Origin of the sequence: Cupriavidus necator (genome assembly GCF_013141915.1) — a bacterium.
GTDB classification, from domain to species: Bacteria; Pseudomonadota; Gammaproteobacteria; order Burkholderiales; family Burkholderiaceae; genus Cupriavidus; species Cupriavidus necator_B.
Map to the genome: position 1 here is coordinate 261,693 of NZ_SROX01000003.1, position 23,630 is coordinate 285,322.

The 23,630-nt window shown below is 60.0% G+C and carries 17 protein-coding genes and 4 pseudogenes; 9 read left to right on the forward strand and 12 right to left on the reverse strand.

Translation table 11 applies throughout. The features are described from left to right. Positions 1–454: 454 nt before the first annotated feature. The 3 genes from E5S69_RS09090 to E5S69_RS09100 all read left to right on the forward strand — a co-directional run bounded on the left by E5S69_RS09090 (position 455) and on the right by E5S69_RS09100 (position 4,115). Positions 455–1,831 (forward strand): MFS transporter, encoded by a 1,377-nt coding sequence (locus tag E5S69_RS09090; RefSeq protein WP_070940839.1) that lies wholly within the window; start codon positions 455–457, stop codon positions 1,829–1,831. Continuing rightward, positions 1,824–3,449 carry a GMC family oxidoreductase gene (locus E5S69_RS09095; protein ID WP_199414553.1) on the forward strand — a complete coding sequence of 542 codons (1,626 nt, stop codon included), beginning with the start codon at positions 1,824–1,826 and terminating at the stop codon, positions 3,447–3,449. The genes E5S69_RS09090 and E5S69_RS09095 overlap by 8 nt, the downstream gene beginning before the upstream one ends. 327 nt (positions 3,450–3,776) lie before the next feature. Continuing rightward, positions 3,777–4,115 carry a DUF4286 family protein gene (locus E5S69_RS09100; protein ID WP_052495067.1) on the forward strand — a complete coding sequence of 113 codons (339 nt, stop codon included), beginning with the start codon at positions 3,777–3,779 and terminating at the stop codon, positions 4,113–4,115. A 230-nt stretch (positions 4,116–4,345) separates the two neighbouring features. Here E5S69_RS09100 and E5S69_RS09105 read toward each other — a convergent pair whose 3' ends face one another. Then, complete coding sequence (locus tag E5S69_RS09105) at positions 4,346–5,344, reverse strand: AraC family transcriptional regulator (protein WP_116318641.1); 999 nt, start codon at positions 5,342–5,344, stop codon at positions 4,346–4,348. A gap of 124 nt (positions 5,345–5,468) precedes the next feature. Between E5S69_RS09105 and E5S69_RS09110 the strand changes: the two genes are divergently transcribed. Together E5S69_RS09110 and E5S69_RS09115 are read left to right on the forward strand one after the other, a co-directional pair. Further along, on the forward strand, positions 5,469–6,425 hold the full coding sequence (locus tag E5S69_RS09110) for a sterol desaturase family protein (RefSeq protein ID WP_334223343.1): 957 nt from the start codon (positions 5,469–5,471) through the stop codon (positions 6,423–6,425). Between the two features lie 10 nt (positions 6,426–6,435). Further along, entirely contained in the window at positions 6,436–6,843 is a 408-nt protein-coding gene (locus tag E5S69_RS09115; RefSeq protein WP_058698241.1) for a DUF4345 domain-containing protein, read from the forward strand. 502 nt (positions 6,844–7,345) lie between these two features. Here the strand turns inward: E5S69_RS09115 and tnpC are convergent. From tnpC to E5S69_RS09140, 6 genes and pseudogenes are all read right to left on the reverse strand, one after another. After that, positions 7,346–8,944, reverse strand: coding sequence for an IS66 family transposase (gene tnpC / locus E5S69_RS09120; RefSeq protein WP_058698262.1), 1,599 nt, complete (start codon positions 8,942–8,944; stop codon positions 7,346–7,348). 70 nt (positions 8,945–9,014) lie between these two features. Beyond that, the gene (tnpB, locus tag E5S69_RS09125) at positions 9,015–9,353 is read right to left on the reverse strand and encodes an IS66 family insertion sequence element accessory protein TnpB (RefSeq protein ID WP_058698242.1); all 339 of its coding nucleotides are present in this window, start codon (positions 9,351–9,353) and stop codon (positions 9,015–9,017) included. Positions 9,354–9,493: 140 nt separating this feature from the next. After that, positions 9,494–9,754, reverse strand: a complete 261-nt coding sequence (tnpA, locus tag E5S69_RS32335; RefSeq protein WP_233528040.1) for an IS66-like element accessory protein TnpA — start codon at positions 9,752–9,754, stop codon at positions 9,494–9,496. Positions 9,755–9,961: 207 nt separating this feature from the next. Next, positions 9,962–10,160: pseudogene (locus tag E5S69_RS32340) on the reverse strand (tyrosine-type recombinase/integrase); the annotation flags it as partial. 27 nt (positions 10,161–10,187) lie between these two features. Next, positions 10,188–10,988 (reverse strand): SDR family oxidoreductase, encoded by an 801-nt coding sequence (locus E5S69_RS09135; protein WP_058698243.1) that lies wholly within the window; start codon positions 10,986–10,988, stop codon positions 10,188–10,190. A gap of 166 nt (positions 10,989–11,154) precedes the next feature. Next, positions 11,155–12,228 (reverse strand): annotated as a pseudogene (locus E5S69_RS09140) (tyrosine-type recombinase/integrase); the annotation flags it as partial. A gap of 384 nt (positions 12,229–12,612) precedes the next feature. Here E5S69_RS09140 and E5S69_RS09145 point away from each other — a divergent pair. Beyond that, positions 12,613–13,239 (forward strand): hypothetical protein, encoded by a 627-nt coding sequence (locus E5S69_RS09145; RefSeq protein ID WP_058698244.1) that lies wholly within the window; start codon positions 12,613–12,615, stop codon positions 13,237–13,239. Then, positions 13,206–14,315, forward strand: a complete 1,110-nt coding sequence (locus E5S69_RS09150; RefSeq protein ID WP_327077467.1) for a helix-turn-helix domain-containing protein — start codon at positions 13,206–13,208, stop codon at positions 14,313–14,315. Before E5S69_RS09145 ends, E5S69_RS09150 begins: the two co-directional genes overlap by 34 nt. Here the strand turns inward: E5S69_RS09150 and E5S69_RS09155 are convergent. Genes E5S69_RS09155 through E5S69_RS09170 form a run of 4 tightly spaced genes read right to left on the reverse strand, consistent with a single transcriptional unit; the run spans position 14,251 to position 19,815 of the window. Further along, complete coding sequence (locus E5S69_RS09155) at positions 14,251–14,601, reverse strand: hypothetical protein (protein WP_236901253.1); 351 nt, start codon at positions 14,599–14,601, stop codon at positions 14,251–14,253. The two genes, E5S69_RS09150 and E5S69_RS09155, sit on opposite strands and share 65 nt — an antisense overlap. Before the next feature lie 8 nt (positions 14,602–14,609). Then, positions 14,610–16,493: an integrase gene (locus tag E5S69_RS09160; protein WP_171514467.1), complete on the reverse strand. Its 1,884-nt coding sequence runs from the start codon at positions 16,491–16,493 to the stop codon at positions 14,610–14,612. After that, complete coding sequence (locus E5S69_RS09165; RefSeq protein ID WP_058697491.1) at positions 16,490–18,343, reverse strand: hypothetical protein; 1,854 nt, start codon at positions 18,341–18,343, stop codon at positions 16,490–16,492. Before E5S69_RS09165 ends, E5S69_RS09160 begins: the two co-directional genes overlap by 4 nt. 23 nt (positions 18,344–18,366) lie before the next feature. Continuing rightward, positions 18,367–19,815, reverse strand: a complete 1,449-nt coding sequence (locus E5S69_RS09170) for a site-specific integrase (protein WP_058697492.1) — start codon at positions 19,813–19,815, stop codon at positions 18,367–18,369. Positions 19,816–19,897: 82 nt separating this feature from the next. Here E5S69_RS09170 and E5S69_RS09175 point away from each other — a divergent pair. Both E5S69_RS09175 and E5S69_RS09180 read left to right on the forward strand, forming a co-directional pair. Beyond that, a pseudogene (locus tag E5S69_RS09175) lies at positions 19,898–20,911 on the forward strand (integrase); the annotation flags it as partial. A 154-nt stretch (positions 20,912–21,065) separates the two neighbouring features. After that, a complete protein-coding gene (locus tag E5S69_RS09180; RefSeq protein WP_058697493.1) occupies positions 21,066–22,049 on the forward strand; it encodes an ATP-binding protein in 984 nt (327 codons plus the stop codon). 872 nt (positions 22,050–22,921) lie between these two features. Here the strand turns inward: E5S69_RS09180 and E5S69_RS09190 are convergent. Further along, positions 22,922–23,566: pseudogene (locus tag E5S69_RS09190) on the reverse strand (LysR family transcriptional regulator); the annotation flags it as partial. Between the last annotated feature and the right edge of the window lie 64 nt (positions 23,567–23,630).

The window sequence follows — 23,630 nt, forward strand, 5'->3', positions numbered from 1 at the left end:
CTCGCTTTGGCAGCCTACAAATCAAATAAATAGGCTCCAGCTCTCCCCTAACTCGGCACTGAGGTACTCGAACATCGACATGAATCGAAAGCGCTCCCATTGATTGAACGCCTCGCGTACCGCTGCCATCAGTGACATAGCTACCTCCGGGGTGATCGACTTTAGTTAGGGGGGCCACCGCAAGAAAAAAGCAGGTCTTTCAACACTCGTTCGCATCGGCGCATAGCCCATTCCACGATGCAATCGATTACATGGAGCATAGGTCGCCACGATGGTCTGTCAAGATAAAGTGTAAAAGTGCCATTTGCGGCTCAAAATCAGCCACCTGACTTCGTTGATGGGAGGGTAAACGCCTATTTGATTGTAATAGGTAGGCTACCTAATATTTACGACAAATAAGAGTAAGCGCGCTTCGGTTTTTCAAACATTGCTTATAGAAGTGGAGACAAAATCAATGCAACATCATCCCCGAAGAGGTTCGACCCCCACCCCCCAGCGGGTCCGGGATGTTCTCAAGCCGATCTCCGGTGCCGCCGTGGGAAACATGCTGGAGTGGTTTGACTACTCGTTGTATGGCTATCTATCCGCCACCCTGGCGAAGGTGTTCTTCCCAAGCAGCGACCCGATCGTTAGCCTGATAGCGGCTTTCGCGGCATTCTCCGTCGCATTCGTTACCCGACCACTCGGCGCTCTGTTTTTTGGATCGCTGGGAGACCGGCTTGGACGGCGCGATACGCTCGCGATTGTCGTTGGTTTGATCAGCGTTTCGACGGTGTTGGTCGGTGTCCTACCGGGATACGAGGCGATTGGCATCGCCGCTCCTTTGCTGCTGGTAGCCCTACGCATGATTCAGGGATTTTCCGCGGGAGGCGAAGCAGGTGGAGCACTCGCATTCCTTGCCGAGTACGCCCCGACACGCCGGCGTGGCGTTGTGATCGGGTTCTTTGGTATGTCGGCTGGAATTGGTGCGTTGAGCGGATCCGGTCTTGTTCTGGCGATCACCAGCATTTTTGGTCAGACGGCAGTTGAGGCATGGGCCTGGCGATTGCCCTTCCTGATCGCTGGCCCGATTGGGTTGGGTGCGTTCTGGCTGCGGCTGCGCATCGAGGAAACACCGGCATTCCGGTTGCACTTGGAACGCGAGGGCGCGGCACAAGCACCATTGCGGGAGGCCCTTCGTGACGACTGGCGAAGCATTGTCAAATGTCTTGGCGTAGCGATCTCACACGGCATCCCTTACTACTTGATCCTGGCGTATCTCCCGTCATATCTCGTGTCAACTGGTCGGTTGAGTAGCGGGCAAGCTCTAGCGGCGTCCGGCCTGGCCTTTCTGGGTTCAGTGATTGTGATCCCATTCGCTGCAGCGCTATCCGACCGCGTGGGTCGACGACCCGTCGCCTTTACGGCGGCATTGGCATACCTCGTCGTTGCGCTTCCTTTGTTCCGGATCGTCGTGGGCTCGACACCAGAGGTGGTAATTGCCACGATGGCTAGCGTCGGTGTACTGATAGGGATGTATGGCAGCGCGCCGTTCTGCATGATGACGGAGCTGTTTCCGACACGCACACGCTACAGCGCCATGTCGATAGGCTACAACATGGCCATGGTGCTATTTGGCGGCACCGCTCCTTTAATCAGCGCTTCTCTGACGAAGCTGACCGGAAACCCTTCATCACCCGCCTATTTCATGATGGGAGGCGCGGTGTTGTCTATTTTTGCCATCTTGGCGTCTCCTGAAACGTCACGAGTACCGATTGACGAGCTCGGACAGTCGGACGAGCACATTCGCCGCGTGCGCATGGCGCTCAAGGCATCGGCTCGCGTTGAGTGATCTCCTGATTATGAAAACCGCTACATACGACTACATTGTTATCGGCGCCGGCTCGGCAGGGTGTGTTCTCGCTTCTCGGCTGAGTGAAGATCCCAGCGTCAAGGTACTGCTGATAGAGGCGGGCGCTCCCGCGTCATCCATCTTTGTTCAGATGCCGGCAGGGATCCGGGTTCTCTATAAGAGTCAAAAATTCAACTGGCGCTATTGGACGGAGCCCCAGACACAGCTGGACAATCGGAATATTTATATACCCCGGGGCAAGGTGGTGGGCGGTTCATCCTCGATCAATTCCATGATTGCTATCCGGGGGAACCGATCCGATTACGACAACTGGGCATCTCAGGGCCTGTCGGGCTGGGACTATGAATCCCTTCGTCCTTATTTTCGAAAGATTGAGGATGCATCACTGGTAACGAAGGCGAGGAATGACGATCGCGGGTACGCGGGTCCGATTCGCCTGTCATACGGCACGCAGCAAAACGCCATATCGACTTCGTTCATAGAGAGCGCAGTATCTGCCGGTATGCCCGAGAACAACGGATTCAATGGCGCGTCGCAGGTAGGCGCAGGATTCTACGAGCTTACGATTGCCGAGGGAAAGCGATCCGGCGCTTATCGTTACCTGGATCGAGCAGGTAACCGATCCAATCTGACATTAATGGCGAACTGTAAAGTCCGCAGGATTCTCCTTGCTGGAAAGCGAGCGCAAGGCGTAGTGATTGAGGATGGATGGGAGGAGGTGGAGCTTCGCGCGGACCGGGAAGTGATTCTGACAGCAGGAGCCATTGCCTCACCGCAACTCCTGATGCTGTCGGGGATCGGACCGGCCAAACATCTGCAGTCGATTGGTATCGCTCCCGTGGTCGATCTGCAAGGCGTCGGTGAGAACCTTCAGGACCATCTTGATTGCGCGATTCGCTTAGAAGCGTCGCAGCCCAATACGCTTACGCCCTATATCGGCCTGGTAAGAGGCGGAATGGCAGGAGCTCGCTATCTTCTTTCAGGAGGCGGGCCGGCTTCCTCTCAAGGCGTTGAGGCAGGAGCATTCTACAGCTCCGGCGGAAATCCGGATCTGCCTGAGTGGCAGGCCCATCTGATCATTGCGATGCGTAATCCACCGCCGAACGAAAAAGTTCCCCACGGATTTGCAGTCCGCGTATGCCAGCTGCGTCCAAAAAGTAGAGGCGTGCTGCGACTGCGTTCCTCAGATCCGTCCGCTTCTCCCCGAATCGACCCTCGCTTCCTCTCAGACGAGTCTGACCTGGAGAGTTTGGTGCGCGGCGTGGAACGCACGTGCGAGATTGTCGACCAGCCGGCGCTCCGGAAGTACATCAAACGAAGGCTCGACATCGATGCTTTCTCCACCGGTGCAGCCCGTAAGGCATGGATACGCTCGCATGCGGAAACCATCTATCACCCGGTTGGCACGTGTCGCATGGGAGTCGACGACAACGCTGTTGTTGATGAGGAGTTGAAAGTTCGCGGGGTTGAGAATTTGAGAGTAATTGATGGATCTGTGATGCCCACGATCATCAGTGGGAACACGAACCTTCCCATTATGGCCATGGCAGAGAAGGCCGCAGACTTGATACGAAATTCACGCACATCCGCTCGTTGAAGTTTTCGGAGAACTCTGTTCACTGGCGATTGGAGCTTGCTCCGTCGCCTTCTTCCCGGTTGTCCCCTTACACGGGGACGAAAGGTTGCAGCATAGATTTCCCAGCATCGAACGGGAACGTCTACGGGCTTGCGTCGTTTGATGGAAGCGTTGGGCCACACCCTTTCTCTCAAGCGCCGAAACCGCCGGAATGCCAAAGCGCGGGTTCCAGCAAAGAGGACCACGTGAACAAGGGACTCGCCAGTCAACACATACCCATCACGGGCGCGTCACAGGGCATCGGCCGCTGGACATTCCCTGTACTTCAATAACCTTAAGGAGATAAGAATGGTCAAGTTCACCTATTTGGTACTCACGAACGCGGTTCCGGGGCGTGAAGAAGAGTTCAATCGCTGGTATACCGAGCAGCACCTTCCAGACGTGTTGCGTGTACCGGGCGTGGTGAGTGCACAGCGCTTCAGTCGCACGGAGCAGCAGCGAAAAGCGGGGCCTCATCCGTGGCAGTACCTGGCACTCTATAACTGCGAAGCCGCTGACCCGCAGGTCGTCACAGATGGGATCCAGGCTCGCGTCAACACAGCGGAGATGCAAATGAGTGACACGGTAGGCGATGTCAAATATGGTTGCTATTTCGAGCCAATCACCGAGGTGATTCGCAGTAAGTAGACGGCATGGAAGTACCTGCTTTCCCGTCGTCTCAAAGATGAGTCGGGTAGAAGCTCAACAGCTTCTCCGCCACGTGAGGCGACGGGCCAGGGCGGGTCGCTTACTCCGCCGTAGCGGCGATGGAAGGCCATGCAACCCGGTGCGAGAGCTTGGGACTTGGGCCCAGGAGGCCAGCCTAAAACCTTCAGCGCTGCAATCACATGGGCGACTGCGTTGTTGCCCGTAGCGGATCACGCATCCATTTCGCGGCGCCAGGCTTGCGGGCTCTGCGATGTCCATCTCCGGAATGCGCGAGTAAATGCACTGTGCTCCGAGTACCCAAGTATCCAGGCCACCTCAGCGAGCGAAAGCCGTGGATCTTTTAGGTAATTCTCTGCAATCCGGCGTCTCGTGTCGTCACGTAGCTCGCGAAATTTCAGACCCAGTTTGTCGAGTCGCCGCTGCAACGTGCGGGGGGTCATGTGCATGGAGGAAGCCACTGTTTCAAGGCTCACTTCGCCTTGACGCGCGAGCCCGGCTACCGCTTGCCTGATGGCATGTTCCATGTCATCCATCTTCGGCATGGCACCCAACACAGCCTGTACCTGAAGCTCCATGATTCGCAGTAGCGCTTCATCAGGTTGACGCAGAGGCGCCTGCAAAAGGTCGGCGGGGAAGCGCAGACTCGTCTCCGGTTGGTCGAACTTCACCGGGCAGCCGAAGTATGCAAGATAAGGGGTGGTGTCTTGAGGTGTTGCGTTAACAAAGCACACCTCCTCCAGCCTCACATCACCATCTGTCATGGCTCGCGTGAAACGGGTCATCGCAGCCAAGGCCGTTTCGTCAACGAGCGGCCCCGTTGGTTCCGTCGAACGGGGCCACGTCATCACGACGGACTTACCTTCGGTTCTTAGCTCCGCCGGCGTTACGTTTGCAACCACACGGTCGTACTGTTGCCAGCGTTGCAAGACAGCCCCGACGTCAGGGCAAGCCCCAAGTGCGTATCCAAGCACGCCGAGATGCGCAGGCGCAATGCGCTGGCCAACGTGCAATCCGAGGAGCGGATCATTGCAAACCTCGGCGGCACGCTCAAGCAAACGCCGCCAGTGATCGAGCGCGTAGAGTCGCACTTCCTGGCAATTAGGGCTGGATTCCCCCAGCACATGCACGGCATCCAGCCCTTGGTCCTGCAAGTAGTCGAAAAGCAGGTTCACGTAGGTGCTGGCGTAGTAAGCGGTGGGCGCGGACATGGGATGACAATGAACAATGTCGCGAAGTGTCAAGAAAGTGTCGAGGACTGTCAATGCGGAGGGTCACCAGTTTGATCAAACTGTCGGCAAGCCAAGCGAACAGGAGTCTAAATTGCCGTCCGATATGATGAACTGGCTGCATTCCATATTTGGGAAGTCCGTGGATTGGAAGCAGGCGTTCATGCTCAGCATGGTTCCTCTCTTCATCATTGCATTCAGTCTCGAGACCCTGATCAATCGAAGGCGTAGAGCCGAATCGACACTGAACTGGAAGGAGGTGTGGGCGAACATCGCATTGGGCACCACTTACCAGATCATGGAGCCCCTGGGAGTGGCTCTTGTGACAGGATCCATCTATGCGTGGGTATATTCAAAACGTTTGTTTGATATCCCGGTGGACGGTTGGACCATTCTCCCAATCATTCTGTCGGTCGAGTTCTGCTACTACTGGTTTCATCGCGCCAGCCATCGAATCCGCTGGTTTTGGGCGGCGCACGTCGTTCATCATACCGGCGAGAGCATGAACTTCACTACGGCGGCACGACAATCGATGCTCAATGTGGTCGCTGGGAGTTTCATCTTTTTCCTTCCTCCCGTGCTCCTCGGTGTGCCGCCGGCCGCAGTCGCACTCATCCTGGCCGTGAATCTGTCCTATCAGTATTTCATTCATACCGAACTGATCCGCCGCCTTCCTGGCTGGATTGAGTACATCTTCAATACACCGTCCCATCACCGTGCCCATCATGGCCGAAACGACCAATATATCGACAAGAACTACGGTGGCATGTTGATCATTTTCGATCGCATGTTTGGCACTTTCGAAGAAGAACGGGAGACGGTGCAATACGGCATCACCCAACAGATTAAGTCCTACAATATCCTGGTGCTGAATCTCCACGAGTTTGTCGACATGTGGCGTGACGTGATGTCACCGGGGCCCGTGTGGCAGCGACTGCAACACCTGTGGCGGCCGCCGGAATGGGTGCGCCGTGGTCATGAACCCATCCACACATGGACGGTGGACAGGAACGAGCCGACCGGCAGTGAGTCGACACCCACTCCGTCAACATCCGCTACCTGAGAGCCAACTCATGCATCGCCTCTCTCAAATATACCTGGCCGTTTCGGCACTGGCTTTCCTGCTAATTGGCTTGCATACGTTTCACGACCCCGTTACGGCAATGGCGGGCCTCGATATGCAACCCCATTCGGTGAATGCCTTCAATGAGATCCGTGCCAACTACGGTGGCATGCATCTCGGTATCAGTCTGTTGCTGGCCCTGGGTCTACTCTCGAAGGCGTGGCGAAAGCCCGCGATGTGGATCAACGTCGTGTTCACCAGCGGCCTGGTGCTCGGGCGGCTGGTCAGCATTTCCGCTGACGGTTGGCCAAATGATCTCGTTCGAATGTTGCTTGGAATCGAAGCAGCAGCGGCATTGACCGGCCTAGCGCTGTTGTGCTTCCTCAACAAACATGATGCGCGCTCTTCCATGAGATGAGCGCTCACTTTGAGCGCCCGCGACGCGTGGACATGAGGTCATCGTTCACCCAGTCCTATCAAGTTAAACTCGCACCGATCAACCTCCACCTGTCCTGATACCGGTCTTGCGGACAACGCGCGAGATATCCGCATTGACGGGCTTCACCGCTTTCTAAGCATCCTTTCATCGCGACGGGTCCGACGCAGCGAAGAGAACGCTAGCTCTCCCGAGAGCAGTCAAGGTGTTGGGGCCTGGCCCCAGTAGAGACTACGGAGGTCGCGTCCAGGACCGTAGTGTTCGGTCTCTTCTGGAGTCTTTCGATGCCGTGTCTGCACAGCGCTTTTTTGACGGCTGCCCGGCGGTCCTTACACGCGTGGGCTGGTCGAGGCAAATCGAGACGAATCGCAATGACAAGCGGGCGCCGGCATCCGGGCGCTGGAGTACCTGCTGTAAAAGCGACTCTATGACCCCAGTCCTATTGGGTCAGATCCGCACTTGTCGCGTGATTGAGCAGACGCGCTCAGCGTGCGGGACGCCAGTTGTGGGGAAGCAGCTCGTCGATGCGGCTGTTCAGATGGGTGGGCAGGCGGGTCAGCACATCGGTGATGTAGGCCCATGGATCGTGCCCTTGCAGCCTGGCTGATTGCACCAGGCTCATCACGACCGCGGCGCGCTGACCGGCCAGTTCGCTGCCAGCGAACAACCACGAGCGCCTTCCTAGGGCCCAGGGGCGGATCAGATTTTCTAGGCTGTTGTTGTCCACACTGACCTCTCCATCGAGGAGGTGGTGCGTCAGCGTCGGCCAGTTCTTGAGGCTGTAGTCGAGCGCCTTGGCTGTGATGCTGCCCTCAGGCACACGTGACCGCTCCAGTTGCAGCCAGGCATGCAGTTGCTCCCACAGCGGCTTGGCGTCGCTGTGCCTCCTGGCCTGACGTTGCTCGCTGCTCAGCGTGGCGAGCTCGCGCTCAAGACGGTAGATCTGCGCGATGCGACGCAGCGCCTCTGGGGCGACCGTGCTGTTGCCCTGGTTCCGCAGCAGTTCGTCGTACCGACGTCGGGCATGAGCAAGACATCCCGCCGCTACGCGACCGGGGCTGGCTTGCAACACGCTGTCATAGGCAGCGTATTCGTCGCGCACCAAGGTACCTTGCCAACATCGCTCGTTGCGGTCTTCGCTAGCACCTCCCAGGAAGGCAATCGGGTACTGCGCGCCTCGGCCAATACAGAAGTCGTAGATCACGCCAGGCAGTGGATCGAAGGCGCCGCGCGAGTAGGCCCAGACGTACGCTCGCTTGGTCTTGCCGGCTCCCGGGTCGAGCAATGCCACCGGCGTCTCGTCGGCGTGCAGCCCCCTTGCTGCAAGTACGAAGCGCTTGTGCGCTTCATAGAGCGGTTCAAGCGCCGCACCAGCACGCCCGGACCAGGCAGCCAGTGTTGAGCGCGGCGTGTGTACGCCCGAACGGGCGTTGATCGTCTCCTGCCGGTAGTAAGGCCGATGGTCGACGAAGCGGCTGATCAGCGTGTGCGCCACCAGCCCGGCTGCAGGCAGCCCACCGTCGATGATCTGGGGTTCGACGGGTTCCTGCACCAGGCGTTGGCAGCAGCGGCAGGCCCACTTGCCATAGATGTGGCGGTGCACGAAGAACTCCGCCGGCACGATATCCAGCTTCTCGCTGACGTCCTCACCCACGCGTACCATGGTCCGTCCACAGCCCGGTGTTGGGCAGTGAGTATCCTCGGGTTCGTGGTGATGCTCGACTCGGCGCAGGTGGGCCGGCAGTGGCTGGCGACGGGGCTTGCGCGTGGACCTGGTGTTGTCTTCAACAGAGGGCTCGCCCTTGGCCTGCTGTAACTGCGCTTGCAGACTGGCCTCGTCCTCGGCCAGGGACTCCTCGAACAGCCGGCGCTGCTCAGCGCTCATCGCCTCGGTCTTGGCCCCGAACTTCCAGGCCTTGAGTCGCGCCAGCTCGAAGGTGATCTTCTCGATCTTGACGTCCTTGAGCTTGATCTCGCGTTCCTGCTGCTGAATGTGTGCGAGCATCTGCTGCGCCAATGCCAGCACGTCCTCGGGCGCGAGGTCCTGAAGGCCTTGATCTTGTAGTTGGCGCAGGTTCAGCATGGAGCCATCGTGCCAGCCACCGGGCACTACCACCATCCGGATTTATGCTGTCAACGCGCCGTGATCATCCTCATATCCGCGTAATGGCGCGCAGGTCCTCCAGGCGCTGCCAAGGCAGGCCGAGGACCAGGGCGTCGAACTGCGCCTGCGTCAGTTGTGCGCCGGTGGCGCCGGCCTGTACCGCAGGCCAGACAAATCGTCCCTGGTTGAGGCGGCGAGCGGCGCACCACACGCCAAAGCCGTCATGTATCAATAGCTTGACGCGGGTGTGGCGGGCGTTCGCAAACAGGTAGGCGTGATGAGACTGGGCTGCGCCGAAGACCTGTACCACGCGCGCCAGCAGCCGCTCGGTGCCGGCACGCATGTCGATGGGCTCGACGGCCAACCACAGCGCGTCGATGCGGATCATCGCAGCCAGTCCCGAAGCAGTTGGGCACATTGCTGTGCCGCTGACAGAGGCCAGTGCACAACCAGCGTGCCGCCTGGGCGCTGGATCTCGATGCGGATGGCGTCGGGAGCTACCGGAGCTGGCGTCTCGCATGGGACCGCCTAGGCCGGCTGCATGGTTGGTGTCAAAGGCTGAACATGCAGTGGAATAAACGCACGGCCCTCGCGCTGCGTTGCCCGCATCTGGCGTTCACGTTCCTCTCTGACCCATCTGTGCACCATGTTCGGGTGCAGCCCATGGCTGAGCGCCACGCCGGCTACCGATGCCCCAGGCTGGCGAGCTTGCTCCAGTACCGTCGCCTTGAACTCGGCGCTGTACTCTCTGCGGCGCGGCCGCTCGATAGTTGTCGACACTCGATCCATCGTCCCCACGATCCTCCATCGTGGGGACGATGCAGGATCCCGTGGATCGATTCAAGGCGGAAGAACTGGACGCTTACCCCTCATGTTCCGTAAGCAGCTCTTATAAAATGCAATTAATCGCCTTGATGCGACCAAAAACTTGAACGGAAGCTTGTATCAATGGGATGGCGCCGAAATTTCACGATGGTGAAGGTTCGGCGCAGGCTGCTATTTCTTGCTGCCCCAGCCGATCCGATGCCGCTCCTGAGTAGCTTCATGCCGCGCATCCTCTTCGCTGTGCAAGTAGCCGCTCGTCGTCGGCTGTGCCCAAAGTTGTCGCGCGCAGCCAGTGCGCTGAGGCGCTGGCCAGCACCGCGGCTTGCGGTTCCCATCCCGGCGCGCGCCCCCGCACGCGCTGCGCGGCCATGCGCCCCTACGCGATAGGCTGGCAACCTCAGACTACCATCGGCGTGGTAGCGCCATCGATCGACAGGATGGAGCCCGAAATATAGCTGGCCCGTGGCGAGGCGAGGAACAGCACAGCGTCCGCCACCTCTTCCGGCGTGGCCAGGCGGCCCAGGCCGGTGCGCGCGTTGGCGCGCGCCAGCGCCTGCTCCACTGTCATGCCGCCGATGCGCGCATCCACTTCCATGCCCTGCTGCAAGCGCTCGGTATGCGTAGCCGACGGATTGACCGCGTTGACGCGCACACCCTGCTTGCCGTAGGCATTGGCCAGTCCGGCGCTGGCCAGCATCAATGCAGCGTTAGCTGCGCCACCCGCCAGGTGGGCGGGGTTGGCCATCTTGCCACCCATGCCCACGATGTTGACGATGGCGCCGCGCCCTTGCTGCGCCATGCGCTTGACCACCGGGTCAATCACATTGATGTAGCTGAAGTACTTGGCGGTCATGGCTTCCTGCCACAGTTGTGGGGTCAGCTCGTCCGGCGGCCGGCGCTTGGCCGCGCCGGCCGAGGTCACCAGAATGTCGATGCCGCCAAGTCCTGCCACCGCTTCTTCCACCGCGCGTGCGGCCTCGGCGATATGGGTCAGATCGGCGGATACCGCGACCACGTCCTTGGCAAATTCGCCCTGGCCTTCGGCCAGCTTGGCGCAGGCCTTCGCCAAGTTTTCTGCGCTGCGCGAAACGATGGCCACGCGCGCGCCCTCACGCAGAAAGCCGACCGCGCAAGCGAGGCCGATGCCGCGGCTGCCGCCGGTGATGAGCACCCGTTGATTGCGGAGTTCGAGATCCATGATGGTGTGCCTTGGCTGGTGGGGAGTGCGGGCGTCGTTCGACAAATGGCGCATCCCCATGTGTGGCGGGCCGGTTGCAACGCCGGTGAGATGATAGGGGGTGATCATAGCGCGCCTGTTGGTGCCCACTATAGTTTCATGATGGTGAAATAATTTCCACGGGCGTCTACCTCTTGCTGCCCCAGCCGATCCGATGCCGCTCCTGCGTGGCTTGATGGCGAGCATCCTCCTCGCTGTGCAGATAGCCGCTCGTCGTCGACAGCGAGCTGTGCCCGAAGTTGTCGCGCACAAAGCGCAGGTCGACCTGTTGGTCGGTCATGTGCGAGCCGGCGGTGTGGCGCAGCCAGTGCGCCGAGGCACTGGCCAGCACCGCGGCTTGCGCCTCCCATTCCGGCCCGCGCGCACGCAGGCGCGCCGCGGCCATGCCGAACACCTCTTTCAGGATCAGGTGCAGCGCGCCGCGTGACAGCGGTTTCTCGCTGCCCGCTTTTCCAATCACCGGCAGCACCAGCGGACGCGTCTCCCCGAACTGCGGGGTAGGCGGCAATTCGTGGGCGCGGCGGTAGCGCGCCAACTCGGCAATCAACTCGTCGGTCGCCGGCACCAGCCGGGTCTTGTTGCCCTTGCCGGTGACCTCCAGCCACCAGCGCTCGATGCCCTGGGCATCGCGCCGGCAGAAGAACGCGCCCATGGGGGTGGCCGTCAGCTCGGCGGCGCGCAAGCCGCCCAGATAAAGCACCGTCAGCACCCAGCGGCAACGGGCCGCGTGCAGGCGTTCCCGCGCCGTCTCGGCCGGCATTGCTGCGACCGTGTTTTTGACCACCTCCCACAGGTCGTGGCTCAGATAGCGGGTGATGCGCGCCTGGGCGGGGGCGCGGCGGCGGCGGGCGAGGGCGAGCGGGTTGCCGGCCAGGTAGCCCGCCTCGGTCAGCCAGGCGAACAAGGCGTTCAGGATCACCAGCGCCTGGCGCACGCTGCCGGGCGACAGCGGCCCCGCAAACGGGCGCCAGTCCGGATGATTGCGCGCGAGCTTCTTGGTCCCGGTCAGCACCCAGCGCGCGGCCGGTTGCGGATCGGCGAGGAAGCGCTCGTAGGCAAGCAGGTCTTCATGGGTCAGCGAGGACAAGGGCTTGCCCAACTGAAGCACGGCCCACAGGATCAGCCGCTCCACCTCGCGGCGATACGTGGTGAGCGTCGCGGTGCTGTCTGCGTAGCGGGCAAGCCAGGCGGTCACCGCGGCATTTCCTCAGCGTCGCAGCACGACAAACGTTTCAACCATCGATCGAAATGCAGCACACTTCGCCGGTGCATGAGTCCGAGAAACTCCCGCGCGAGACTGCGGACCTCGCCCACCACGGGTTCGATCTTGCACAGCGCCTTCACGAACCGCTCGTGGTCCGCACTCTTTGGCTCCTCGATGGCGAGGTTCCTCCATCGTAGAACGGAGCAAGTCTGTCACTCCGGAATCCAGCTGGAACCCGCGTCGAATATAGAAATCCGGCCGGTGAATTGACACTATTGCTTGCACTCCCCACGAAGCAAAATCGTCAATTCGCATTAGTCCGGATTAATTTCGTCAATTGGCGTCCTAGACTTCGAATCCCGCTCGTAAGGCATTGATCTCATGGAAGATTCTCTGCATATAGCGGAGCCGGTTGCGCTCGTCCGCCCGCGCGGTGCGCACCGCTTCGAAGCATTCAGTCCAAAGCTGAAGCGGCGGCTGACTTTCTACCGACGCTGTGCGCTCGATCAATGGGTCTTGATCGAATCCGATCCGGCAATCGGCCACTTTTGTGAGCGCCCCGGATTCATTCAGTTTCGAGAGAGGCGGCACTTAGCAGACTTCCTGGTCTCGTACTCCGATCGTCAAGAGTTGATCCTCCTGCCGGATCCAGTGATCGATGAAGAAGCGAAGGAGGGCCTCGAGTTGAACGCTGATACGGTCAATGTCCGGTTGGTCGACGCGGCCGAACACGCCGCTTCACGCGTCTGGATAGAAAACTGGCTGCGTATGCTGCCGAGTATCATAGCCACGCAAGGTCTCGTGTCGGTGTCCTTGCTTGATGCGGTCGAGCGCTTTGTCGCCAGTCGAAAGACGCTTTCAGCCATCGAGCGAGAGTTCTCGAAAGGTGACCCCGTGCTCGTGCGGGCCGCCATCTTCAATCTGCTGCATACCGGTCGCGTGCATGCTGAGGAACTGCGAACCGACGCATTGTCGTGGATGACGAAGTTTGCAGTCAGGGAGTCCTGATGATGCCGCGCCGAAAGCCTGAGTTCCAATCCCTCGATTTGAACGCGTGGCCTAGCATAGCGTGGACGGAGCTTGACGCCGAAGTGCGAGAGGTCACGAAGGTAAGAGTGCAGGCCATCGAGCGTTATGCGAGCGGCGAAAGTGTCAAGGAAATTGAGAAGGCAACCGGCGTGGACCGTCGACAGCTCTATCGGTGGCTCGAGCGAGGCTTGGCGCTGCATCCTGACGGACGCATCTTTGGATTCCGCGCCTTGCTGAGGTACGTGCGGGTCAATGAGTACGTCCGCATAAGTCCCGTCAATGGTCGGCCCAGCGAAGATGGACGGGGTAAAGCAGGCGCGTTCGCGCTCTTCTTAGAAAGCTATCCGGCGCTGGCAGGATGGCTGCTCCTAAAAATAAAACAGCGCCGCGTGTTGCTCAAACAGGTGCATACCAATGGACGACTTCATACGCGCTTGGTCGGCCTGCATGCCCTGCACGGGGAGTTTCTGTTGCAATGCCGGTCCCTCGGCCTGACGGCGGTGGATTACCCCTTCAATACGGAAGGCGGTGCCATTCGGTCGCTATCCGCGCGCCTTAAAGACGAGTTGTCGCGCAGTTTCCGCACCGCGGCACGGGCGGCAGGCGCCACGCACCTGAAGGGGCTTCCGCACTACGATCAGGCGGAAAGTCGGCCGGCCATGCGCCCCTACCAGGTCGTAGAATTCGACGGTCACCGACTCGATATCCGTCTCAAGGTGGTCGTACGCGATGCATTGGGCTTTGAGCATGAATTCGAGATCGAACGCGTTTGGTTACTTGCGATCATCGACGTCTGCACGCGTGCGGTGCTGGGCTTTCACCTTGGGCTTGGCCTACGCGCAAGAGAAAAAAGATGGACATCAGGCCGAGCCTTGAAATTACTGGAATCGGCAGACCGCGAGACGTCCATTAGATTGGGAGAAAAAGTGGACACAACGTCCGTCGCGTGTCCATCTTCCTCCACAAGTTTGCTATATCGTATTTCGAGATCTAGCGCGACTGCAAGGGCAGGACACTACCGCCACGCAGCGCGGCCAGCTCCTTGCGCAGGCTGAATACCTGGCGCAGCAGGGCGAGTTCGCGAGCCAGCGACTCGTCAAGCTGTGCCTGCAGATCCTTCGCGTTGCCCTTCGCTCGGTTCAGACGTTCGGTCAGTTCGAGCTTTGGCCGCTCGGTTACGGCGTTGGCCGCATCGATTGCTGCGATCAGCTCGGCAAACTGAGGACGCGACTTCTTGATGCTGCCTTTCTTGCGGCCCGCCTCGATCGCCACGGTATCGTTGTTGATACGCGCACCCTTGCGCTTCTTCAGCCGCTCAAGGGCGGCGTAGTAGTCGGTCATGGCATCGCTCATGCGGCCTCCGGTTTCATCAGTTTCTCTTGCGCGTCAAGAAGTCGTTGCAGCGTCTGTGCCTCGATGCGGCATTCGACGCTCGCCTCATCGACAGCGCGCAGCTTCTCGACTGTGGTGCGCTGTGCCTTGATCACGCGCTGAAGCTTCGACGGCACGATCACGAGGTTACGGCAGTTCGATTCAAGGCAATCCAGACGCATCCAATCGAGCGGCGTCGACTTGCACGGCTCGACGCTGGCGCACCCGCCAAGCACCGTCTCACGGTACGCCAGTACGCCCTTCCCGAACATCCTCACCGTCTGCTCGCGTGAGTAGACCGACACAGGCGACGCCTGCACGGCACGGCTCTGTGTCCATGCTGCGTGCCCCCCGAACAGCCGCTCGTCAGAGAACAGCACCTGCTCAGCGTACGCAAGGTACTCGGACAGGCCCTGTGCCTCGGCCCATTCTTTCGCGAAGTGAGCCTTGTCGGTGTCAATGAAGCCCTGCGCAAACGCCGAGCCGCGAGCGTAGTACATGCTCATTTCCTGCGTGATGTGCTGCAACTGACGTTTGAGCGTCGGTAGCGTGACGAGGCCGCTGCGTTGCGCATACAGCGCGAGCGAGCGGCGAAGCTGATGACGCGTGAACGGCCACTGCTGCCCGACCGCGTACTTCGGTTCGTCTTCCCATGCGCGGTGCATGTCGACACGCTTCAGTTCAGCGATGTCCTCGGCCGTGATCGTCGGGAAGACGCGCTCACGAAAAGCTTCGACTTCGATATATATGGTAGTGGGCGCCCGGTTTGCCACGTACTTGAGATGCAGACCCATCCGACAGAACAGCAGGTGGGAACCGTCCTTCGATTCGGCGTAGCCTGGTGCGCCGTGCGCACGATGCGCTTCGCCCGACAGCCGTTGCGCGAGCCTGACGGCGCGAGCACCGAGCGGGCTCGTCACCCAGCATGCGCGTTTGGGACGCCCGCCGGACAGCTTGGTCGTCACGCCCTCGATGGCGTAGTGCATCACACCATCCAGCCGGGTCTCCCTCAGACAGTCGTACGGCAGGTTCTCTGCTTCCATCGCGCGCATGCCGGTGAACGACAGGATGACCAGCTGGCATAACGCGCTGATCGAGGCCACAAGCGACATCACGACGTAAGGGGAGTCCGTGCACCCGAAGTGGACAGCAGCCGTCTTCAGTGAGGCACAGACGTCAGGGCGTTCGCCAGCGTATGCGCGCGCGAGGTAGTCCGATAGCGCGTTCGCGACGCTCTCGGCGATCCCGAGATCATGCTCGCAGGTCGACAGGAAGTGCTGGTAAATCCGCGTCGGGATGACCGCGTATTGGGAGTTTCCGGCGTGTTGCGCGGAGCGTTCGAGCAGGGGCTTATGCAGTTGGGCCAATGGCACGCGCAGCCCTGTGGCCTCGGCGCCCACTCGGTAAAGTTTCGCCAGAATCGAATGAAGGCGTTGGGCCTTCATGTCCATCCCGGCTTGTGCCGCATAGTCCAGAACAACGGCGACGCTGGATAGCCCCTCATAAAGAGTAAGCTGGCGTTCGGCGGCAAAGTAAGCAAAGTCCTTCAGGTAAACTGAGCAACCTTGAAGAGTACTGGACGCAGGTACCGTCTCGCTCGCTTCGTGCATCAGAAAGTACATGACCTGCTTCCACTGACGTGTAGTCGCGTCTGAAAGGGTGCGGCCTGCGTCGTTAAGCGGATGACCCCTAAAGTGGATACTGGTGCGGCGCGATCCAATCGTATATGCACGGATGTCCCAGGCGTCGTCACCAAACAGCGAAGCAGCTTTCCCGGCCTTGTCGGGTGTCACGACCGCATCGTCTTCGATCCGATACCAGTCTGGGCGCTCGGCGAGCGCCGCGATCAGCGTATTGTTCATGCCACTCCCAATTCGTAAAGCTGATCAAGCTTGGTCGACCAGAAAGCGTCCAGGTTTCCATCAATATCAACGTCGTGCTCGATCTGACCGACCAGCGCGGCGTCGCGCTTCCGTATTTCATTCAGGAGGAAGTCGACCCTTCGCAGCACCGCGCCGAACGAGCTCTCGTACTGCTCGAACGAGTCAGCACGCCCGCTTACGAGCCTGACGCAGTGACGGCAGCTCAGCAGCTTGCGGATGTCGGCGGCGTCAGCGTGCACGCGGTACTGATCGCAAAAGATACACCCTTCGGTCGAGCGGCAGTCAGGCAGTACGGTGACCGAAGCCGCGATCGGCGCGGGCTTGTGGAACTCGATGCAGACGCCCACCGCGCTCTTGATGGAGCCCGCCGGGTCGTTGCCAGCCTTCAGCACCGTCTTCTCGACTGAAGCGAGGAATGCACCCATCTCAGCCTTGTGCGCGGTGTCCGTGCCGTTCGAGTACGAGCGCAGCGCCGTGGCCAAGGAGTGGCCCATCAGCCTGGCTGCAACGACAGGACCGTGATTGCTCACCGCCCAATCCTGCTTCGCCGCACGCCACTGACGAGCGCTGATGCGCGGCAGCACAATCCCGAGCGTCTCGAGCCGACTATAAAGCCGATCAAGGAACTGGGCTGAGAGAGCCGTTAGCCGCCGTAGCTGCGCATGATGCCCGAGTACGACGAACAACGCGTCACAGTCTTCGTCCTGCACAAGATACCTGCGCAATGCCAGATACGCCTTGAGCTTTGGCATGAAGGCCAGCGAGACGGTGAACGCAACTTCCCTTCCACCTGCACGGTACTTAACCTCGCGAAACTTCTGACGTACAACAGATGCATCCTGCAGGGTCGCGGCGAGCTCCGGGCTCCATTTCATTGCCAGCAGCTGCGCGAGGCTGACGCCCGTTTCAGCCAGAAACAGCGTGGCGAAGCAAAAGGCCGCCAACGAAGCGTGCGAGCGACGGATCGGTGACTGTGCGTCTTCGTTGGCCGCCACGAGATGTTTGGCAGTTAACCACGCGATGCCCCACGAACGATGGCGAGGATTGTTAGCTCCAGCCTCGGCCAAGCGCCTCGTGATCTCTTCCCGGGTGCGCAGCTGTCCCGTCTCCAGATTCCAGCCAAGCAAGCCGTACGAGTCGTGCCCTTTTCTGCGGCCATGTGTGTGCGGAACGAGGCAAAGATTCTCACCTCGCGCCGTGGTCACGCGCAACGGATAAGGCTTGAAGTCGAGCACCAGCGTGCTGATGCTGCTGAAGAGCGCGTCAGCCCACGCGAGCAAGGCGGCTTGTGCCTCGGCGTCGGGCACAACTGTCGTTCCATTAGCATACCATTGCTGGCGCAGCACCCTCGCATCGGCGCAGAAGTCGTCGTTTCTGAAGAACTCACGAAGCATCGACAACAGATTAGGCTGAATGCCCGCGACGGTATTGTGGTTCAGCTTGCCTAGTGAGACCTGTTCACGCTTTTCGCGAAAGAAGCGATGAACTGCCTCCGCCGTAGCATTCTCGTCACAGAGAACCTGATGCAATCCCAGCCTGTCGGCCCAGTTGGCGAAGTCAAGCACGCCGCGCAGAGCACCGTAGATAGTCTCCGGACGCAAGGCGCCAAGGGTCAAACGCTCGGAAAGCTGCGTCACCAGCAGGCGTACAACCTTAGTGCGTTCGCTGCTAAAGCTTCTGGGATCGAACGTGTGCCGCGCGTGCCGCGTGTTCGACGTGTCACGCGTCAGGTAGCAGATCTGCCCGATATCGGAACGGGTGCGAATTCCTTCCCACTTTAGCAGCGCGCGCTCGGGATGCAGCAGCGTCGTGCCCACCGCGAGTGGCATGCGAACTTCCTCGTACACCCGGCTCATACTGCCACCCCGGTGTCTAGGGCGCGCGTGACCAGCGTCGACAGGTGTGTGCCCCAGCTGTCCTGCACAGCGTCGAACAGCTTGCGGTTCTCGCGGTAGCTGAGGTAGCCCTCGGTGGTGGACAGTCGTGCGTGCCACATCAGCTGCCGCAACTGATCGAGCGCCCGTGTGTACCTGGTCTCATTCGCGGTCATCGCGTCGACCATGTTCAGCCCAAAGGTTGCACGCAGGTCGTGGAAGCTAAACTCGTACCTGAGGTTGCCGAGCCGCTCGCGCATCATGGGCAATAGTTCGTCCTTGATGAACTGGCGCACGGCCTGTCCAGTCTTGACGTGACGGCGCACCTTTGGGCCAGTGCTGACCGGGCCGCGCGATGCGAGATCATCGTAGAGCGGCGCACCGCGATGGCTCAGAAAGAGCGGCTGGTCGTGGTCATCTCCGCCGTCTGCCAGTTGGCGACGCTTGCGCGCACGATCGCTGTGCACGTAGATGTACAGCCGCTCGTAGAAACCCCGGGGCAGGTGCAACACGCCCTTGACACCGCCCTTCGTGTCGATGCCCGTACCCGGCCCGCAGGCGAGACGGATGTCGTCGCCGTGAAACTCGCCTGGCTTGCGCATTACGTGTTTCGCGCGCACGGTCAATACCGTCTGGATGCGAGCGCCCGTCAACAAAGCGAACAGATGAACGAGCGTCATCTCGATGTTGCCGAGAGCGGCTAACGATTCAAGCAACACCGACTGCTCGGAAGAGGAGAGCGGGCGCAGGCGCCCGCCGTCCTGAATGCGATCGTCCCACGGGTCTTCCGCGCGGCGACAGCGGATCGACAGGTCAGTGGTCTTGACCTCGATCACGCCGCTGAATCCCTTCTGGTCCTTGACCTCAATGAAGCGATCAGATTCAACCCACGGCGCGTTCGCGGGCCTGAAGCCGGCTTCGGTTATGAGCCAGCGATAGAAGCGGGCTATAGCACCCATACGACGCTTCGCGACACCCGCAGACAGTTCGCCCGCCTGCACGGCCAGCCTGATCGATGCGCTATAGCGGTAGGTCGGCCGTTGTCGCTTGTTTGCGGGGAACGTTAGCCAGTCGATATCCTCGTCGTCCAGGTAACGACGGAACGCCACCAGATCGTCAGCGATGCTGGCGAACGTCAGCATATTGGGCGAGGACTTCGACTCCAGCATATCGATGAGCCAGATGTTCGCTTCAGCCCACGGCGCGCCGTCAGCAAGTCGGACAACGGGAAAGAGAGGGAAGGTGCTTGGGATCCACTGCGGTCGTGCGTCGCGCCGCTTGCCGGTGGCGGGGTCTGCGAGCGGGACCGTGTGATAGACGGTGCCACCCTCGGGTGTGGTGATGCTAACCGGCGTCGCGCCGGGAGTGTCGCGGTCAACGACCTCGGTAAGCGGTAGTTGCCGGATGGTGGTTCTTCTTGCGATCATCGCCCAGATCCTCTTATGTGTTTGGAGGTGTCTGCTTTAACACAGCCTGCGAGTATCAGCAGATCGTTCTTGGCTTGCGCATATTGGCCGCGAGTATAGCCGCTACGACGTCATCAAGACCATCGAGTCGGCCTTGGAGCCGCATCGACTGCGCGACTTCACGATTCCTGGCTTGGCCTACGGTCCGCACGACGGCTTTCCCTCACAGCGCCTCCCAGAGCTGGCGTATACAACCTGGGAATGGATGAAGCTGGACAACGCGAAGGCGAATCTCGCCAAGGAGACGCTCGACGCGTTGTGTGAGTTCGTTGGCTGTTGCGCAGACACAGGACCGAAGTACAGTCCCGATGATCGCCCCTACATCGAACGCTTCTTCGGGACTATTGCGAGCAGGCTGTCTTCCAGATTGCCTGGCTACACGGGTTCGCATCCCCGTGATTTGCGGCGCGCGCTGGCCGATCCGAAGGGAAAGCTACGCTTGTATGTGTCGTTTGACGAGTTAGAGGAGTTGGTCGAATACGCTATTGCGAGCTACAACGGCACGCCGCATGCCGGCCTGAACAATGTCACGCCGCTTGAAGCGATGGAGTATTTCATTCGCGGCAAGGAACAGTTGGTGACATGGCTGCCCGAGCATCGTCGCCGTACCCTTTGTCTAATGCAATCGGCCAAGCGTTGCACCGTACGAGCATATCTCCAGCAGGGCGTTCGACCGCACATCAACTTGTATGGTGTGCGCTACACAAGCAACGTCCTTGCGTGCAGCACGGATTTGATCGGCAAGAGCTTGCTTATTTACCTGAATGCCGATGATCTTCGCTGTGTCCGCGCGTTCCAACCAGACGGCGCTGAGTTTGGGGTCTTGGAGGCGCAAGGGGCTTGGGGCGTGATACGGCATAACCTGAAACTACGCCAGCAAATCAATCAGGAGAAGAAAGACAAGAAGCGGTCGCGTGGGCCCGTTGATGCGGATCCCATCGGAGACTACGTCGACGGAAAGATGGCGCAGGCAAAGAAGTCACGGAAGGCGGCATCCGAACTGGCGGAAGCAAAGCGGATTCTGTCATCCGCGCCGACGGCGCGAACTGCGATGGGGCGGGGAGCATCCGCCGCGCAGACCGCAACGAACGCCGCGTCAGAGCAGAAAGTAGACAAGGCTTCCGAGCAGAAAAAAACACCGACTCGACCGAAGAAGCTGTCTATCGGTACCGGCCAAGTCTTTTAACCCTGTCCTCCGCGAGGGAGTCATCATGTCGCTTCAGATACCGCGTCCGATCGATCCATCGCTGCACCCCTTGGTCACCGGCAACTATCGTATCGCCACGCCGGCCATCGAAGAGCTCTACGAACTGGTCACTCGATGTCTGCGCTACAGAATTATGGGCGCCCTGATCTACGGCCCGTCGCGCATCGGTAAGACACGGGCGATCGAGTACGTGCGATTGCTGTTGGCACGCGAACACCCACGGATGACCAGCTACCACGCACGATGCGAACACAAGCCGAGGCATGCCGAGGGACCATTCTTCGCCAACCTGCTTGAAGCGGTTGGCGACCCGGATCCTAACGCTGGCGCCAACCCGGCCAAACGTATGCGCCTCGCACTGAGGATTCGTGAGGCCGCCGCTCGGGCAGGAAGTGGGACGGTTCTGCTTTTCTGTGATGAGGCGCAGCGCTACAACGACAATGAATACGAATGGCTGCGTGATGTTCACGATGCGCTGGATCGACAGCAGATCAAGTTGTTCACCTTCCTCGTCGGGCAACAGGAATTGCTCGCTCAGAAAACGGCCATGCAGTTGGCTGGGAAAACTCAGATTGTCGCGCGGCTGATGGTCGAGGAATTGGCCTTCTACGGCATACGAAATGCGAAGGACGTGGCAACGTGTTTGAGCGGCTATGACGAGACGGCTTATCCCGAGCGTAGCGAATGGAGCTTTACCCGATTTTACGTTCCGCAAGCCTTTGATGCTGGCTATCGACTGGTCAGCGATGCCGACGCGCTGTGGGACGCGTTCGAGACGGCGCACCACAAGGCCAGCTTGCCTGGGGCTCTCGAGATCCCAATGGAGTCGTTTGTCCGTGCCGTAGAGATCCTGCTAAAGGATAGCGAGCTCAGGGATTGCCCGGGCTACTGTCCCGAGCCAGCGCTATGGGCGCACGCGGTACGGCATTCCGGTTACGTCCAGTCACGCCATGCAATCGGTCGTGTGCTCGTCTCCGCTGCCTTGTGAGGGCATTCTAAGGTGGCCCGCTTCCCTATCCTCACGCTCGACGAGGCGAAGCTCACTCCGGCGCTGGGCTACGTGTTCGACAAGAAGTGGATCGATCCACGGGAATCGCTCGTCTCGATCCTCTGGAAACTCAAAGTGGCGAATGCCTTGTCAGGCGTCGCTGTGATGCGGTTGGTAAGGTTGGACATCGATCCCTACGAGAGCCTTCCGCCGCAGAGAGGATTCATCGATGTCGTTCGGCTGAACGAAGCGCTGGGCTTGCCAACCAAATCGCTGCACATGGCACTCATCGAGCAAACCAATCAGCGACGCTATAGCGAAGTGTTTCGCTACTGCCATTTCTGTATGGTGCGTGGGTACCACTCCCTCTTGCACCAACTAGAGACAGCGAGTCGATGTCCTGCGCATCGTTGCCCTGTGGAGTCGGCATGTAGGCAGTGCGGACATCAAGCGCCGTATTGCCTGAATGTGCAGCTTCTCGAGGCACCACACCGTTGCGCGCATTGTCATGCATTCTATGGCAACGGGGCCTGGCGACCCGACCGACCACGGCCCATGAGGCCGGACCAACGCAAAGCGTTCGCGCGCTCGTACTTTGAGCAAGGCCTGGGATGCAGGAGCCATGGGTAGAGGGACCTTTACCTCTTTCGGCTCTCCGATGTCGGCTCGCCAGATGGAGCCGGCGTAGCATTCCGGGTCCGTGCAGGCATTTGCACGCCTTCGATTGACACTTCGCGACCCTCAGCCGGTGACAATATTAGTTCGCTGGGCGTAAGTCCTTGATTCTTTTGATGGTACGCCCGGTTGCCGCGCCGTTGCCGCGCGAATTGACGACATTCCTTCGGAAACGGTGACACTCTTCCTTTGTTCTACGGATGCAGGGTCAGTTCGCGCCGTTCCTCGCCCAAGTATGCCGAGACCCTCAGATTGCGTCCAGCCACGGCCGACGTGATCAGAGGGACACCGCCAAGTTCCTCCAGCCGCGACGGCATGGCGTGCCCGCAGGCGTACTCGACCGACGCACAGGTGACGCAGCGCACCTGCGCTAGCTCGATTGCCACCATCTGTTGCGGGGGGTCGGACATCACCCGAATCGCCACGTCCACTTCCTCGCGCAAGAGGTCGTCGACACGGTTGTCGAACAGCAGATCGAGAGCGATGTCGGGATATAGGCGCTTGAACTCGATCAGCCAGCCGGACATCACTATGTGCCCAAAGCCGGTTGGCAGGCTGAGCCGGACCGAGCCGTACAGGCCTTTGCCGAACATGGCCACCGACTCCTTGGCCGCCAACACTTCATTGCGAATGACACACCCATGGTGGTAGAGGCGTTGGCCGACCTCCGTGAGCTCGACCCGCCGTGTCGTGCGCCGCATCAGCTGCATGCCGACCGATTTTTCAAGCTGGGTCAGGTGATAGCTGATATTGGCCCGGCTCATCTTCATGTTCCGCGCGGCCAGGCTGAGATTCCCCGCTTCCACGATGTCGACGAAGAGTGTGAGTGCGCTGCCGTTGATCTGTCAAAAAATATTGAACAGAGTGTTCACTCTCTTTCTAATTGTCAAATTCATTCGATCATTA

What these genes read in the sequence shown, in the direction of transcription:
- E5S69_RS09160 (WP_171514467.1), bottom strand. Translation starts at nt 16,493, where the DNA reads ATGAACAATACGCTGATCGCGGCGCTCGCCGAGCGCCCAGACTGGTAT.
- E5S69_RS09155 (WP_236901253.1), bottom strand. Translation starts at nt 14,601, where the DNA reads ATGACCGACTACTACGCCGCCCTTGAGCGGCTGAAGAAGCGCAAGGGT.
- E5S69_RS09135 (WP_058698243.1), bottom strand. Translation starts at nt 10,988, where the DNA reads ATGGATCTCGAACTCCGCAATCAACGGGTGCTCATCACCGGCGGCAGC.
- E5S69_RS09170 (WP_058697492.1), bottom strand. Translation starts at nt 19,815, where the DNA reads ATGATCGCAAGAAGAACCACCATCCGGCAACTACCGCTTACCGAGGTC.
- E5S69_RS09100 (WP_052495067.1), top strand. Translation starts at nt 3,777, where the DNA reads ATGGTCAAGTTCACCTATTTGGTACTCACGAACGCGGTTCCGGGGCGT.
- E5S69_RS09165 (WP_058697491.1), bottom strand. Translation starts at nt 18,343, where the DNA reads ATGCCACTCGCGGTGGGCACGACGCTGCTGCATCCCGAGCGCGCGCTG.
- tnpA (WP_233528040.1), bottom strand. Translation starts at nt 9,754, where the DNA reads ATGGATCGAGTGTCGACAACTATCGAGCGGCCGCGCCGCAGAGAGTAC.
- E5S69_RS09090 (WP_070940839.1), top strand. Translation starts at nt 455, where the DNA reads ATGCAACATCATCCCCGAAGAGGTTCGACCCCCACCCCCCAGCGGGTC.
- E5S69_RS09180 (WP_058697493.1), top strand. Translation starts at nt 21,066, where the DNA reads ATGTCGCTTCAGATACCGCGTCCGATCGATCCATCGCTGCACCCCTTG.
- tnpB (WP_058698242.1), bottom strand. Translation starts at nt 9,353, where the DNA reads ATGATCCGCATCGACGCGCTGTGGTTGGCCGTCGAGCCCATCGACATG.
- tnpC (WP_058698262.1), bottom strand. Translation starts at nt 8,944, where the DNA reads ATGCTGAACCTGCGCCAACTACAAGATCAAGGCCTTCAGGACCTCGCG.
- E5S69_RS09105 (WP_116318641.1), bottom strand. Translation starts at nt 5,344, where the DNA reads ATGTCCGCGCCCACCGCTTACTACGCCAGCACCTACGTGAACCTGCTT.
- E5S69_RS09110 (WP_334223343.1), top strand. Translation starts at nt 5,469, where the DNA reads ATGATGAACTGGCTGCATTCCATATTTGGGAAGTCCGTGGATTGGAAG.
- E5S69_RS09115 (WP_058698241.1), top strand. Translation starts at nt 6,436, where the DNA reads ATGCATCGCCTCTCTCAAATATACCTGGCCGTTTCGGCACTGGCTTTC.
- E5S69_RS09145 (WP_058698244.1), top strand. Translation starts at nt 12,613, where the DNA reads ATGGAAGATTCTCTGCATATAGCGGAGCCGGTTGCGCTCGTCCGCCCG.